The sequence below is a fragment of the Actinoplanes subglobosus genome (genome assembly GCF_042650585.1).
GTDB lineage: Bacteria > Actinomycetota > Actinomycetes > Mycobacteriales > Micromonosporaceae > Actinoplanes > Actinoplanes subglobosus.
On record NZ_JBHSBL010000008.1, the window covers coordinates 58,429 to 73,379 of the forward strand.

Consider the following 14,951-nt stretch of genomic DNA (forward strand, 5'->3'; position numbering starts at 1 on the left):
GGATATCGCCCCGACCGCCCGGACACTCGGCTTAAGTGGATCAAGTGACCGAGGACCGGCGAAACCGGGCCGGGCGGCACCGGCGCGCCGGCCCGGCCACGGCCAGCCCGCGCGGGCTGACGGCGGAGTCGGCGCTGCTCGGTCTGCTCGCCGGTGTGCTGGTGGTCGCCCCGTGGACCCGGTCCGGCTATCTGCTGCTGCTCGACTGGGTGTCCGGACCGAACCAGGCCCTGACACCCGGGCTGTACGGGCTGGACCCGGCCGCCCTCGACGCGCTGCCGTACCGGCTGGTCACCCACGGCATCCGGACGCTCTTCGGGCCCGGCGCGACCAGCTGGCTGATGGTCCTTGCGTACTTCCCGATCGTCGCCGGCGGCATCTCGGCGCTGGCCGGTGGAAGCCGCTGGCGACGGCACCCGGCAGCGCTGTTCGCGTGTCTCAACCCGTTCGTCGTCGAACGCATCCAGGCCGGTCACGTGCCGTTCCTTCTGGCGGTCGCGCTGCTGTGCCCGATGGCGGCGTCGGCCGTGCACGCGCGGCGGCGCGGGCGCTGGTTCGCCGCCCGCCCGGCCGGCTGGTACGCCCTGGCCATCTCCGTCGGCGCGCACGCCGCATGGCTCGGCGGTGTGCTGCTGGTGGCGATCGCGTTGCTGCCCCGGCCCCGGCTGCCCGACCTGATCCGGACCATCGTGGTGATCGCGTCGGCCGGCTGTGTCTACGCGTATGCCGCGGCCGTCGTGGCCAACGCGATCCTCACGGTCCGCGTCGGCGACGACGACCTGCGGGTCTACGCCACCTATCCCGGCTCGGCCGGTCTCCTGGCGACGGTCGCGACCCTGCGCGGCTTCTGGCGGGGCGCGTCCGACAGCAGTCCCGAGGCGGCGCTGAGCGTGGGACCGGCCGTGGTGCTGGTGGCCGCGGCCGTCGCGGGGCTGGCCCGGATGTGCCGGCGCGACCCGGCGACCGGCGTGCCACTGGCCGTCGTCACCGTTCTGGGTCTGCTGCTCGGCGCCGGCGTGGACGGGCCGCTCGGTGCGGCGTACCGCCTCGCCTTCGATGCCCTCCCGCTCTTCGAAGCCATGCGTGAGCAGCAGAAATGGGTGGCGCTCGCGATGATCGGGTATGCCGTGGGGGTCGGCGCCTCGGTGGAGACGGTGGTGACGTGCCTGCAGTTCGGGCGGTCCCTGTTCCTGCGGGCGGTGGCGGTCGCGACGGCGCCGGTGCTGCTCGGCATGTACGCCACGGTCGGGGCCTCCCTGGTGTGGGGTCTCGGCGGCACGGTCCGGGTCAGCCACTACCCGCAGGCCTGGTACGCCGCGGACCGCATCATGGGCGCGGGTGACGAGTCGGTGCTGTTCCTGCCCTGGCACCAGTACCAGCCGTTCGCGTTCACCGCCGACCGCAGCGTGGCGACACCGGCCCAGGCGTTCTTCCAGCGGCCCGTGCTCAGCAGCGACGCCGCCGAACTCGGCCCGGTGCGCACCAACTCGGCGTCCCAGCGGATGGCCTACCTGGATCGTCTGATCGCCGCCGGTGGCGGCCGCGAGTTCGGGCAGCTGATAGCACCGTTGGGGATCCGCTACGTCGCGCTGGCCCGGGACCGGGAGACCGACGTCTACTCGTGGCTGGACACCCAGCGGGATCTGGAACCGGTGTTGCGGTCCGCCGAGCTCGACCTCTACCGGGTGACGGCAGACGGGACGGGCCGGGTGGTGAGCGCACGTGACGGGGATGTCGCCGATGCGCTGGCCTGGGCGGCGGAAGGGCGGCTCGGAACGGAGACGGTTCTCTCCGGAGCCGGCGACGGGGAGGTTCCCTCGACCGCGTCGGGTGGAATCCGCCGCGCCGGATCGACGCAATGGCGGGTCGAGGCCGGGCGGGCCGGCTGGGTGGTGCTGCCCGAGGAGTGGTCGGCCAACTGGACGGCGGGTGATCAGGTCACCCGGCCGACCGTCGCGGGGACGGTGGCGGTCCGGGCCGGAACCGGGGCCTTCACGGTGCGGTACGAGCCGTGGAAATGGTTACGTCTGGGGCTTGCCGTCTCGCTGTTCTCCCTGGCGGCACTGCTGGTCGCCGGGGTGCTGGAACATCGGCGCGAGCTCTACGCGGGGCTCAGGCGGCGGCTTGGCGGTAGTGGCCGGCCAGGTGACGGCGGTGGATCGTGACGGTGTCGCGCAGCGTGCGGACGATCGTGTTGGTGGTGACCGTGCTGCCGTTCGCGCCGGTGTTCAACTCGACCGGCGCGCTGCGCATGCCGCTGATGCCGGCCGCCTTCGCCGCGACGAAGAACTCCAGGTCGAAGGCGAACCGCTGCTCCCGCAGGTGCGGCAGCAGCTGGGCCAGCGCGTCCCGGCGGATGATCTTGCAACCGGTCTGGGTGTCCTTGACCTTCAGCAGGAACAGCAGCGCCACCAGCGTCGAGTAGACCATCGAGATGAGCTTGCGCAGCTTCGAGGCGCCGCTGACCGAACCGGCGTGCCGCTTGTCGGCGTAGACCGCCGCGTGGTCGCCGCCCCGGGCCAGCATCAGGTACGTCGCCAGGTGGTGCGGGGCGATGTCACCGTCGGCGTCGATGAACCCGACCCAGGCGCCCTGCGCGGCGGCGAAACCCTGGTGCAGCGCGTTGCCCTTGCCCGAGTTGGTGCGGTTGTCGATCAGCCGCACACCCGGCAGGCCGTACACGTAGTTCTGCGAACCGTCGGTGCTGCCGTCGTTCACCGCGATGATCTCGTGCCCGACGCCGGCCGCGGTCAGCGTCGCCGCGATGTCGCGGATCGTGCGGGCCACGACCGGGCCGCAGTTGTAGAAGGGGACCACGACGGTCAGCTCGATGCCCGCGGTGGCCGGAGCCCACAGGTTCGGGGCGGTGGTGGCCGGCGCCAGGGTGGTGAGAGGGGCGGCGACCGGACGCTGCACTGTGGCGGTGTTGTTCATGGCCAGAACGTTCCGGCCGCAACCTCAAGCCCGGCTCTGGCGCGAGTCAGCCTTCACACAAGCCCGCCGGCCGCGAATCTGCGCGGGTAATGAAGAGCCACCGTTGAACGTGGCTTGAGAAACCCACCGCACAGTTCTTCCCATGACGACGCAGACGGCTACGAGCCCGGCCACGATCGAGATCCTGCACGCGGTGCTGCGCACCGAGGCGATCGAACCGATGTTCCAGCCCGTGCTGCGCCTCACCGACGGCGCGGTCGTGGCATACGAGGCCCTCGCGCGGTTCCACAAGGACACCTGCCTCAACCCCGACATCGCGTTCGCCGCGGCGAACGAGGCGGGCCTGGGCGTACGGCTGGAGCTCCTCGCCATGCGCCGGGCCCTCGCCTCCGTCGACGAGGTTCCGGCCGGCGCCTACCTCAGCACCAACCTGTCGGTCGAGGCCATCCTCGACCCCCGCGTGCAGGAGACACTGCTGGCTCACGCGCACCGCCGGATCGCCGTCGAACTCACCGAGCACACGCAGGTCTTCGACTACCCCGGCCTGGTCGCCGTCACCGAACGTCTGCGCTCCGCCGGCATCCTCATCGCGGTCGACGACGCCGGCGCCGGGTTCGCCAGCCTCAGCCACATCCTGCAGCTGCGGCCCGACATCATCAAGCTCGACATCACGCTGACCAGCGGCATCGACACCGACCCGGTCCGGATGGCGCTGGCCCGCTGCCTCGCCGGTTTCGCCTCCGACATCGGCGCCATGCTCGTCGCCGAGGGCATCGAGACCTCCGCCGAACGCGACAAGCTCGTCGACCTGGGCATCCAGCTCGGCCAGGGTTACCTGCTCGGCCGTCCCGCCCCGCTGCCCCGCAACTGACCTCCGGCGCACACTGGCAGGATGAGCCGGATGGTGGTGCGTGGTGCCCTGATCGCCTTCGTCGTCCTGGTTCTGATCCTCCTCACCGCATGGGCCGCACAACGCCGCCTGATCTACTTCCCGGACCGGTCGGTGCCGGCCACGGCCGGCGGCAGCGAGATCACCTTGCGCACCGCGGACGGGCTGCGGCTCTCCGCCTGGCTTTTCACACCCCTTCCCGGTACGGCTGACGCGCGCGTGTCCGTGCTGGTCCTCCCCGGGAACGCCGGAAGCCGGGCAGGCCGGGTCCCGCTGGCCACGGCGCTGACATCGGCCGGCCTGACCGTGCTGCTGCTCGACTACCGGGGCTACGGCGGAAACCCCGGAAGCCCCTCGGAAACCGGGCTCACCCTCGACGCCGACGCCGGGCAGGCCTACCTGGCATCGCTCGGGCGCCCGATCCTGTACTTCGGCGAGAGCCTCGGCGCCGCCGTCGCCACCGCGCTCGCGGTCCGGCACCCGCCGGCGGGGCTGCTGCTCCGGTCACCGTTCACGTCGCTTCCCGAGGCCGGGCAGACCCACTACCCGTTCCTGCCGGTCGGCCTGCTGCTGCGCGACCGTTTCCCGGTCGAGTCCCTGATCTCCCAGGTCACCGCCCCGACAGTGGTCGTCTACGGAACCGCCGACGGTGTGGTCCCACCGGCGCAGAGCCGGGCCGTCGCCGGCGCGGCCGCCAACCTGACCGACCTCGTCGTCGTCGACGGCGCCGACCACAACGACCGCATCCTGCTCGACGGACCCGCCCTGGTGACCGCCACCACAACCCTCGCCGCCACCCTCCACTGACCCAGCCGGAATGCGGACGGCTTCACCTGCCTGAGCGACGGCCGGCGAGGCTTCCGCGGCCGGTTCCGCGGGACCATGCCGCTGCCGGCGGCGCGGGTGTCGGCGACGTCGACCAGCGCACGCACGGTCGATCGTGGGCGACTTGTGCGCTGGTCGCCGACGACGCGAAGGCAGACCGGGTGACGAGAATCCCGGCGGACGGACCAGACCCTGATCGCAGTCCGACGGTCGACGATCTCGGGGACAGCGAGGGCCGGGCACGGGCAATCGGGTCGGTGTGATCGGCGAGTTGGGACATGCCGGTGCGAGAAAATGCGGAAGGCGACCGCAACAGTGCGAAGGCCATGAGGTCGAGGCCGAGGCCGGAGTCGAACCGGATCGCCCGTACGGGACTCGTTTTGCAGACGAGCAGCACCCACCCGGTGCTCACCAAGGCCATGGGTCACGTGCGGGAGGTGGGATTCGAACCCACTCAGCGATGCACCGGCTTTACAGGCCGGCCCGACTCTCCGACGTCGGCGCTCCCGCGTGGCGGATGGGGCGAGAGTCGAACTCGCACGGGTGTTACCCCCAACGGTTTTCGAGACCGCGGCCGGCGCCCATCGGCTGGCCCATCCTCGCTCCGGGTGCCGGGCTCGAACCGGCGTCCTCCTGATCCAAAGTCAGGGCGCGCGGCCGTCAGCGCAACCCGGAAAGAGTAGTCCTGGTCGGGCTCGAACCGACGTTCTCCTGGATGAGAGCCAGGTGAGCTTTGCCGACAGCTCCACAGGACCGTGTTTTCTCATGGCATTCGCACTGTTGAATTGTCAAGAAGCATGGAGCAGGGGTGACAGGATTCGAACCTGCAACCTTCGGATTTGGAGGCCGCTGCGCTACCGGATTGCGCCACACCCCTGTGTGAAATCGCCGGTGAAAATGAAGAAGCCGCCTTCCCGGACGGGAGGCGGCGTCGGCGCTGATGCGCTTCGGCGGGCGCTAGCTGCGCCTCCCACAGGTCGAATACTGCTCTCGGGACGATTCGCGCCAACAGGTGGCCGCGCCCGGCAGCGAGAGCTGCGAGCTTGATTCGGCGGACCAGCGGCGCATCGGTGACTCCCTGTTCGTTCGGCTTGTGAGAGGAACCGTAGTAGCACCCCGGCGACCGTGCAATCGCTTTTTCCAATGTTCTTCGAGGCTTGCTACCGAAGCGCACCGGACCGGCATCTCCGGCCACAACCGGCCCCTTCGAATCTGGCTCGAGTCAGTCATTCGAAGGGGAGGCCGTAATAATGAAGGCTCAGATGCGCAGGTATGTCGTCGCTGCCGCCGCCGCGGGTGCGCTGGCCGCGATCGGCGCGGTCGCCCTGCCGACGGGTTCGGTGGGCTGGGAGCCGGTCACCTACGGCCTGACCGCGAGCCCGGACGAGTTGCTGCCGGCCACCGTCTCGGTGGCGCAGCCGGCGCGGGTGGTCACGACCACGGTCGGACCGGACGGGCGTCCCGTGGTCACGGTCAAGGAGGCCACCGACAGACAGGCGGCGGTGCGGCTGGTCGAGGACGGCCAGGACACCGTCGACGCGGTGAGTGTCGAGGTCGACGCTCCGATGTACGCCTACGGGGTCCCCACCGGCACCGACCCGAACCGGGACCAGCAGTGGGATCTCACCAAGCTGAAGGTCGCCGAGGCCTGGAAGAAGTCGACCGGGGCGGGCGTCACCGTGGCGGTCATCGACAGCGGTGTCGACTCGCGGCACCCGGACCTGGCCGGGAACGTGCTGAGCGGCTACGACGCCATCACCGACAAGGCCGGCCCGGTCACCGACGACCACGGCCACGGCACGCACGTCGCCGGGACGATCGCGGCGATCACCGGCAACGGTGTCGGCGTCGCCGGCATGGCCCCGGACACGAAGATCCTCCCGGTCAAGGTGCTCGGCGCCAACGGCAGCGGCAACATGGCCGACGCCGCCGAGGGCATCGTCTGGGCCGCCGACCACGGCGCGCAGATCATCAACCTGTCGCTCGGCTCGACGACGAAGGTCACCGCGGTCAGCAACGCGATCAAGTACGCCCGGGGCAAAGGCGTCACGGTGATCGCGGCCGTCGGCAACAGCCGTGGGCAGGGCAGCCCGACCTCCTACCCGGCGGCTGACGCCGGCGTGATCGCGGTGGCCGCGACCGACGGCAACGACCGGTACGGCAGCTACTCCAACGCCGGCAACTACGTCGACGTGGCCGCGCCGGGCAGCAACATCCTGAGTACCTACCCGACGCGGCGCGGTGGATCGGGCTACAAGACGATGAACGGCACCTCGATGGCGTCGCCGCATGTCGCCGCCGCGGCCGCGCTGCTCAAGAGCGCCAGCCCGTCGCTCACGCCGGACCAGATCGAGGCCGCGCTGGAGAAGACCGCCGTCGACCTCGGCACGCCGGGCTTCGACAACGACTACGGCAACGGCCGTATCGACCCGGTCGCCGCGCTGGCGTCCGTCACCGCGGTGACCCCGCCGAAGACCACCCCGCCGTCCAGCGCTCCGGTCACCAAGGCTCCGACCACCGCGCCGACCACGAAGGCGCCGACGACCGCTCCGACCACCGCCCCGACGACCAAGGCGCCGACGACCGCCCCGACGACCAAGGCGCCGACGACCGCCCCGACCACCGGTGCACCGGTGACGAAGGCGCCGACCACAGCGCCGACCACCACCGCGCCGTCCGGCACGGCCGCCTACGAGGCGCAGGTCATCGCGCTGACCAACGCCCAGCGCACCGCCAACGGTTGTGCCGCGGCGCGCACCGACGACCGGCTCACGGCCGCGGCCCGCGCGCACAGCACGGACATGGTCACCAAGGGCTTCTTCGACCACACCGGGTCCGACGGCAGCAACTTCGTCACCCGGGCGAGCCGGGCCGGTTACAGCGGCGCCTCCGGCGAGAACATCGCGTGGGGCTACCGTACGCCGCAGGACGTCGTGACCGGCTGGATGAACAGTTCGGGTCACCGGGCCAACATCCTGAACTGCCAGAGCATCGCCATCGGCGTGGGCCTGGTCACCAAGGCCGACGGCACCCCGTACTGGACGCAGGTCTTCGGCCGGGTCTGATGGGAGGACGAAGGCGGCCGGACACTCGTCCGGCCGCCTTCACCGTGTTCCGTCAGGCCTTCGCGAACTTCTGGGCCGCGGAGGTGTTGCAGTCCCAGATCTGCAGGCGGGTGCCGTTGGCGGTGTTGCCGTTCGGCGAGTCGATGCAGCGGCCGGACTGCGGGTTGCTGATCGTGCCGTTGCCGTTGACGACCCAGGTCTGCGCCGCGTTGCCGGTGCAGGTGTGCAGCTGGAGTGGGGTGCCGTTGGCGGTGCCGCCGCCGGCGATGTCCAGGCACAGGCCGAGCGTGGTCAGCGACTGGCCGGTCCATGCCCAGTGCTGGTCACGGGCGGTGAGCTGGCAGTCCCAGATCTGCACCGCCGCGCCGTCGCCACCGGTGTCGTTGCCGGCCACGTCGACGCACTTGCCGCCGGGAGCGGCGAGGTTGGTGGCCCCGCCGTTGTAGGCGAACCTCTGGGCGGCGGACGTGTTGCAGTCCCAGATCTGCAGGCGGGTGCCGTTGGCGGTGGCGCCGTTGGGCGAGTCGATGCAGCGGCCGGACTGCGGGTTGCGGAACGTGCCGTTCGGCTGGCTGACCCACTGCTGGCCGCCGACGCCGTTGCAGTCCCAGAGCTGGAGCTTGCTGCCGTTGGCGGTGGCGTTGCCGACGACGTCGAGGCAGCGGCCCAGCGTCTGCAGGGTGCCGTTGCGCAGCGTCCAGTGCTGGTCCTTGGCCGCAGTCTGACAATCCCACAGCTGTACGGCCGTCCCGTTGCCGCCGGTGTCGTCACCCGCGACGTCCACACACTTACCGCCGGGGCCCGTCACGGCGTACCCCGTGGTCGAACCTCCGCCACCACCGCCCCCGCCGCCGGTGAACGGTGAGAGGGTGACCCCCGCGGACGTCGGGTTGTTGGAGTAGACGAGCGATTCCTGGGCCTGGACGTCGTCGAAGGCGAACGCGTAGGCCTTACCGTCGACCATGTTCGCGTGGATGATCCGCGCGTACTGGTTGGTGGGGTTGCTCTTGTAGAAGTCGGACGCCGTACCCCCGGGCTGGGTGTCGATCGTGCCGAGGGTGCCGCGGTTGAGGGCCGCGCACAGGGTGCGTGCGATCGGGCCGACGACCAGGTCGTTCGGGGCCTGGAGGTTGCCGTCGCAGCCCCAGACGTGGGCGCTGGTCGGCTTGTTGAACGAGGCGACCTGTGCGCCGGAGCTGTTGGTGAAGACCATGGTGTTGCCGGAGGTCCGTCCGAAGTATCTGGTGTTCGGCTGGTCGCCGAACGGCACCACGGTCAAGGTCTTGCCGGTGTACGCGTTCCAGGCGCTCGTGATGTAGGAGTCGAGGTAGGTCGCGCTGAACAGGCCGGCGCCGGCGGCTTTGCCCGGTGCGAGAACCCGCAGCACGGTGCCGTCGCCGCGGGTGACCACGGTGTTGGCCCAGCCCGACTGTGCCCGGATCTGGTCGATGACGTTCTGGCGGCCGTTCGCGACGACCGTGCCGGTGCTGCGGTTGCCGTCGGTGCCGGTGACGCTGACCGCGTGCGGTACCGCGAACATGTCCACCTGCGAGCTGTTGAGCCACAGGCCGGCGTCGTTGTAGGTGAACTCGCTCCAGTCGAACAGGATGTCGTGGTTGGGGTCGCCCGACGCCCACGGCGCCGGCTGGACCAGGCCGTCCGGGGTCAGGAAGAACTGGAGTTTCTGGCCGAGCGACATGTACATCCGGCCGGAGAAGTTGCGCGGGAACTGGACGGTGGTGCTGCCGCCGTTGCCGGCGCCGGCGATCGAGACGTCCGGGGCGGGCGACGGCGGGAGCGAGCCGGCCGGCCAGTTGTTGAAGGTGCCGCCGCTGGTGACGTAGCCGAGGCGGCCGGTGTTCAGGTTGACGCCGATCACGTACAGGTAGACGGCGTCGCCGCGTCCGGTGTTGTTGGTGACCGTGACCGGCAGCCGGTCCGGGCCGACGGCAGCGGCCGGTGCCGCGGTGGCCGTCGCGCCGATCGGTATCGCCGCCAGCAGCGCGGCGAGGGCGCTCAACAGCTTGGATCTCGTGGCCATGGGGACTCCAGGGGTGCGGTGGACGGGGCGCGCACGCCGACGGTCGTGGCGGGGGCGACAGCCGGCCTAGAGAGCGCTCTCAGAGCATGTCCAAGCTGTTAACAGTTGTCAATGTTTACTGTTGTGTTCAGGCGTCGCCGTCGTCGTAGAAATGACCGCACCGGCGGCAGGTGTACGGCCACTCCTCCTCCTCGTCGTGCACCTGCCCCTGACGAACATGCCGGTAGCCGCAGTCGAGACAACTCGTGACGAGGTCACACCCGACGACCTCGGACTCGTTGCGGTGCCGGAAGGCGATACGCGTCTCGGCACACCGGCGGCACGTGTCGTCGCCGGCGCACCTGGCGTTCTTCGTGGTACCGATCACCCAGTCGTGCACCGCGACCGACTTCAGCAGCCGATCGCACCGGTGACACCGGGTCTCCCGCCGGCACGTGCCCGCCACCTGCCGCGAGGCCGCCCGGGCGTGCAGGCCGATCCGGCACAACCATCGATGGAGGGCCATGCGGCCAGGGTAGGAGACGAAGGAAAGCGCGGATAGGTGCGGAAACTGCACGAGATCAGTTGAAGATCGGCTCGTTGGCCACCACGATGACGGCCTCGCATTTGCCGGTCTGTGCCTTCAGTTCGGCGGCGAAACCGGTTCGTACCCGGATCAGGCCGGCCACCTTGGCGACCCGTTCCAGGGCCTGCTTCTTCTGCTCGTCGGTGAAGGCCGGGTTCCAGGCGAAGACCGCCTCGAACGTCTCGGTCTGGTCCCAGGCGCGCAGGATCTCGTCGGCGTTGGTGATCTCGTTACCGGTCAGCGAGGCGACGAACCGATCGTCCGGGGCCTGTGCACGTTGCAGGACGTCGTTCATCGACATCGTGTCGCCCGCCTCGCGCATCACCTCGATCACCCGTTTCCACTGCTCCCGGGACATCCGGAAGATCGTGACGCACGTGGTGACCTGCCGCGTTACGCCGATGGTGAACATGGCGCCGTGCAGGCCCGGCTGGTGGAACGGCGCCGGGATCTCGTCGAGGTAGCTCACCTCGGCGCCGCTGCTGTCGGCCAGGTCGGCGAGCACCGAGCGGACCGCGGCGAGACGGCCCAGCGCGATCGGCTGGCCGTCGCTGCGGGAGAAGTCGCCGACCGCGGCCACCGTGATCTCCTCGCCGCGGTCGGTGGCACGCCAGGCGGCCCGCAGGTCGGCAACCGGTGACGCGAGGGTGACCTGTCCGGCCGTGAACTGGAGCGTCGCCACCTCCTCGAAGCCCTCCACAGCGCCGCGCAGCGACGATCCGAGGCCCTCGACTGCGCCGGCCGCCAGACGACGGTGGAACAGCCGGTACGTGCGCGTCTCGACCGGGGTCACCGGCACGTCCCCGGCGCAGCGCCGGTCGCGGCGGCGGCTGAAGAACACCCAGTCCTCGGTCGCGGTGACCTGCTCGGGGCCGGTCGCGGCCAGGCCGCCGAGGAGACGCTCGGTGGCGTAGCGGGTGAACTGCGGGTCGCGGTGCGGCGCGGCCAGCTCCGCGCCGAGGACGGCGATCACCGACTCGGCCAGCAGACGGCCGCCCGAACCGGGGTCCAGCGCCCCGCCCAGCTCCTGCATCTCCAGGGCGGCCAGCGCCGGGCCGATGACCGGGTCGGGGATCGGCCGGGGAAGCGGGATCGGGCGGGGCGCGGCGATCCGGCTGCCGCGCAGCAGCGCACCGGTGACGTGCCGGGGGGTGCCCGCCTCCCGCAACTCGACCACCGCCATCTGCGGGTCACCGACGGCGACGGTCAGCGCGCCGCTCTGCGGGACGAACGTCCACACCACCGGAATGTTGCGGACCGGCCGCAGCTGGGACTCCTCGGACGTGGCGGTCAGGGTCTCGGTCACACCGTTCACCACCGACCGGACGACGGTGCGGTCGGCGAGCGTCAGCACGTCGGTTACCAACAGGTTCCCGGTGAGGCGGACGTCGTTGAGGACCGGCCGGGTGCTGGCCCGGGAGTAGAGGGTGAACCGGGCGCCGATCTCGGTGCCGCGGCCGATGCCGAGCTGGTCGACGGGGGTACGGGTGAAGCCGTCCAGCCACATCATCACCGGCCGGTCCACACCGTCGGCGAGCGGCCGGTCGGCGGGTACCCGTCCCGCGGCGGCACCGGCGACCGTGGCACGCCGGGCCGTCGCCGCGCGGGCCTCGGTGGTCAGCCGCCCGGTGAACGCCGCGGTCCCGCGGTCGTGGCCGGCGTCCGGGTGCAGGTGCAGGCCCGCGAACGGGTCGTCGCCGCCGAGCCCGAACAGGGCGGCCACCGAGGCCCGGGCCAGGTCACCGACCGACGTCTGCCGGGGCAGCTCACCGTAGGCGGCGGCGGTCCACGACCAGCCCGGCCCGGACCGGTCCCGGGCGACCGTCGACAGGGCGAGCACCGACTCGTCCCCGGCGGCGCCCCGGCCGGTCAGGATCCGCACGGTTCCGGTGAACGCGGTCGTCGCGGGTGCGGCGGTGCCGATCACGCCGTCGGGCACCAGCACGTCGACGGTCTCCCGGCGGTCCGGGTCGTCGAGGCCGCGGGTGAGCGAGATCCGGTCCAGGTGCTGTGCCTCCTGCAGCATCTCCGGCACCTGATCCGGCCGGGCGACGCAGAACCGCAGGTCGACGCCGGGGCCGACGAACGCGCGGATCTGGTCCTGGACCGGGCGGGTCACGTCGATCGGCAGATATCCGGCCGGGGGCAGCTCGACGATCCCGGCGTCCAGCAGCAACGATCCGGTGCCGGCCGCCGGTGCCGCGTCGAGGGCACGGGCGAGCCTCTCCCGTACCGCCGCGATCCTGCCCTCGGGGTCTGCCGTGACCCGGCCCAGCGCGTCGGCCGCGGCGCGCAACGCCTGCCGGTCGTCCTCGGGCGTCGCGTCACCGAGGTCGAGGAGCTGGCACTGGAACTGCAGCAGCTGTGCCAGGAACACGTCCCAGGGCCGCATCGCCATCCGCCACTGCCAGTACCGGCGCGGGCTGCTCTCCTGCAGCTCGCGGCGGGCGGTCCAGGCGTCGAGCAGGGTGGTGACGTCGCCGGCCCGGTCGAGGACGGCCAGCGGCACCTCGTCGCCTCCGGCCGCGGCGGCGCCCGCGCACCAGACCGGGGTGGCCAGGCCGGTCCGGGAGATCCTCGGCGGTACGGCCTCCCGTTCCGCCGCGAAGAAGGCCGACGCGACCCGTGACCGCAGATGCCGGTCGTCGAACGGCACACTGCTGCTGACCGGCAACGTGAGAGTGAGTTCGCGCAGCCGGAAGGTGACACCCTCGACCACCGTCGACCGGTCGGTCCCGGTGGCGCAGGCGTCGGCACACAGCTGCCCGAATCGTTCCTCCTCACCGCAGAGCGCCTCCGCTCCGGCCACCGTGAGCAGGTAGAGCGGCCGCCCGGCGAGAGTGACGTCCGGCCCGGCCGGTGCCACCGGCGCACAGCGGCGGAAGTCGGCGACTCCGGGCGCCGCGGGTTCCGACGGGTCGGCCTCGCCGGACGAGCGGGCGATCAGGTCACGGATGCTCAGGTCGGCCTGCCGGGGCAGGTAGGCGACCCGGCCCGACCCGGCGAGCGCCAGCCCGCCGGTGATCCGCAGCGTGTCCCCGCCCGGCCGGCTCACGTCGTAGCCGTGCACCACGCCGCTGCCGGTGGCCTGGTGCGACAGCGCGGCCAGTGACCGCACGTAGTCCTGGTCGGTGCGGAACCCTTCGGCCCGCAGGAACTTGCCGTCGAAATACCAGAGCCGGGTCAGGATGGTGCCCGGGTCGATCACACTGAGCCCGGCGCCGGCGCCGAGCAGTTCCAGCGGGGTGGTGGCCATCAGCTTCGTCCTTCGGTGGCGGTGATCAGGAGGGCCGCGTCCGCACCGGACGCCACGTCGACGGCGTCGGCCTCGCTGCCGGAGAGGGGACGGCCGTCGGCGCTCAGCAGAGGGGCCGGGCCGGCGCCGGAGACGACCACGCGGACCGGGCGGACCCGGGGCGCGGCCCGCAGCGTCAAGGTGACGGCGGTGCCGTCGTCGTCGGGTACGGCCTCGGTGACGGCCACCGTGGTCCAGCCGGTGGCCCGCAACGCGGTCACGGTGAACGCCTCGGGGGACACCGTCGCCGGGTTCAGCGGGCGGGTGAACGTGACGCGCAGGTGCGTGCCGGTCAGATCGGCGTCGCGGGCCCGGGGCGGTTCGGGCGCCGTGGCCAGGAACGGCTGCGCGGCCGGCGGGGCGAACAACAGTTCCTGGATCGTGGCGGTCCGCACGTGCGCGGGCCGGACCGCGTTGTCGACGGTGGTGTCGGCGAGCACCGTCCAGCGGTCCTGGCCGGGCTGGAGGTGGGCGTCGACCTGGGCCAGGACGACACAGCCGTCGCCGTCGACCGGGAACAGGGCGCCCGGCCCGGCCTCGGGGGCCAGGTCGATCGTGTCCAGGGCGGCGGCGCGTCGCAGCGCGTTCAGCAGGTCCCCGGGGGCAACGGTCCCGATCTGACCGGACAGGTGCCGCAGCCGTGGATAGGGTCCGAGCGGGCGTTCGGGGGCGGGTCCGGCGGCCAGTTCGGGCAGAGCCTGTTCGACCGTACGCGAATAGGCCGTCCCGTCGTCCGAGCCGGAGCACGTCTCGCTGACCGCGGGCACCGGCCGGTCCAGGCACTGCCGGGCACAGAGCCGCACGTGCACGGTGAACCGCACACTCCCGTCGGCGTCCTCGGTGACGTCGAGGTCCTCCGGGCGGCGCTCGGCGAACCATCGTCCCAGGTCGACGCAGAGCCGCTCACCGACGTGCAGCTCCCGGCCGTTGCCGTCGAGCGCGAGGCCCGGGTGCACCACCACCTCGTTGTTGTCCGGGGTCACCTCGACGGCCAGGCCCCACACCGCGCCCGGCCCGTGCATCCAGGCGTTGTGCAGCCACCCTTTGCCCCGGTGGTAGCCCTGTTCGGTGTCGAGGTCGGCGACGCCCAGGAGCATGCCGAAGTGGTAGCGGTTGGACACGAACGGATTCAGCGGCAGGTTCGTGGTGGCCACGTCGTACTCCCTGGTCGTCGTCTCGTCAGAGCTGGGCCGGGGTGCGGCCGCCCGGCCCGTCGCCGCGCACGTACTGGCCGGTGCGGTCGGTGGCCGCGGCGGCGGCGAGCCCGGCGCGGGACGCCAGCGCGGTGTCCACGGCCAGCTCCCGGCGGGCCTGCTCGGCACGGGCGTCCAGGGCGG

General features: G+C 71.7%; 9 protein-coding genes and 5 tRNA genes. 4 read left to right on the plus strand and 10 right to left on the minus strand.

Going from position 1 to position 14,951, the window contains the following annotated elements:
• The first annotated feature begins 35 nt into the window (after positions 1-35).
• Positions 36-2,165 carry a hypothetical protein gene (locus ACFO0C_RS10300; RefSeq protein ID WP_378066359.1) on the plus strand — a complete coding sequence of 710 codons (2,130 nt, stop codon included), beginning with the start codon at positions 36-38 and terminating at the stop codon, positions 2,163-2,165.
• Here ACFO0C_RS10300 and ACFO0C_RS10305 read toward each other — a convergent pair.
• Complete coding sequence (locus ACFO0C_RS10305; RefSeq protein ID WP_378066360.1) at positions 2,113-2,934, minus strand: glycosyltransferase family 2 protein; 822 nt, start codon at positions 2,932-2,934, stop codon at positions 2,113-2,115. The genes ACFO0C_RS10300 and ACFO0C_RS10305 overlap by 53 nt on opposite strands.
• Before the next feature lie 142 nt (positions 2,935-3,076).
• Between ACFO0C_RS10305 and ACFO0C_RS10310 the strand changes: the two genes are divergently transcribed.
• Positions 3,077-3,805: an EAL domain-containing protein gene (locus ACFO0C_RS10310; protein ID WP_378066361.1), complete on the plus strand. Its 729-nt coding sequence runs from the start codon at positions 3,077-3,079 to the stop codon at positions 3,803-3,805.
• Between the two features lie 21 nt (positions 3,806-3,826).
• On the plus strand, positions 3,827-4,630 hold the full coding sequence (locus ACFO0C_RS10315; protein WP_378066362.1) for an alpha/beta hydrolase: 804 nt from the start codon (positions 3,827-3,829) through the stop codon (positions 4,628-4,630).
• Between the two features lie 447 nt (positions 4,631-5,077).
• On the opposite strand, the gene ACFO0C_RS10320 is transcribed toward ACFO0C_RS10315, so the two are convergent.
• The 5 genes from ACFO0C_RS10320 to ACFO0C_RS10340 all read right to left on the minus strand — a co-directional run bounded on the left by ACFO0C_RS10320 (position 5,078) and on the right by ACFO0C_RS10340 (position 5,525).
• A tRNA-Tyr gene (locus ACFO0C_RS10320) sits at positions 5,078-5,158 on the minus strand.
• Position 5,159: 1 nt separating this feature from the next.
• Positions 5,160-5,247 (minus strand) — tRNA-Ser (locus tag ACFO0C_RS10325).
• Positions 5,248-5,250: 3 nt separating this feature from the next.
• A tRNA-Gln gene (locus tag ACFO0C_RS10330) sits at positions 5,251-5,323 on the minus strand.
• A 5-nt stretch (positions 5,324-5,328) separates the two neighbouring features.
• Positions 5,329-5,403 (minus strand) — tRNA-Glu (locus ACFO0C_RS10335).
• Positions 5,404-5,451: 48 nt separating this feature from the next.
• Positions 5,452-5,525: transfer RNA gene (locus ACFO0C_RS10340), tRNA-Trp, on the minus strand.
• A 385-nt stretch (positions 5,526-5,910) separates the two neighbouring features.
• On the opposite strand from ACFO0C_RS10340, the gene ACFO0C_RS10345 reads away from it, so the two are divergent.
• Positions 5,911-7,713, plus strand: coding sequence for a S8 family serine peptidase (locus tag ACFO0C_RS10345; protein ID WP_378066363.1), 1,803 nt, complete (start codon positions 5,911-5,913; stop codon positions 7,711-7,713).
• A 52-nt stretch (positions 7,714-7,765) separates the two neighbouring features.
• On the opposite strand, the gene ACFO0C_RS10350 is transcribed toward ACFO0C_RS10345, so the two are convergent.
• From ACFO0C_RS10350 to ACFO0C_RS10365, 4 genes are all read right to left on the minus strand, one after another.
• Positions 7,766-9,754 carry a beta-1,3-glucanase family protein gene (locus tag ACFO0C_RS10350; protein ID WP_378066364.1) on the minus strand — a complete coding sequence of 663 codons (1,989 nt, stop codon included), beginning with the start codon at positions 9,752-9,754 and terminating at the stop codon, positions 7,766-7,768.
• A 127-nt stretch (positions 9,755-9,881) separates the two neighbouring features.
• Positions 9,882-10,259, minus strand: coding sequence for a hypothetical protein (locus ACFO0C_RS10355; protein ID WP_378066365.1), 378 nt, complete (start codon positions 10,257-10,259; stop codon positions 9,882-9,884).
• Positions 10,260-10,314: 55 nt separating this feature from the next.
• On the minus strand, positions 10,315-13,575 hold the full coding sequence (locus ACFO0C_RS10360; RefSeq protein WP_378066366.1) for a hypothetical protein: 3,261 nt from the start codon (positions 13,573-13,575) through the stop codon (positions 10,315-10,317).
• Complete coding sequence (locus tag ACFO0C_RS10365) at positions 13,575-14,768, minus strand: hypothetical protein (protein WP_378066367.1); 1,194 nt, start codon at positions 14,766-14,768, stop codon at positions 13,575-13,577. Before ACFO0C_RS10365 ends, ACFO0C_RS10360 begins: the two co-directional genes overlap by 1 nt.
• Positions 14,769-14,951: the final 183 nt, after the last annotated feature.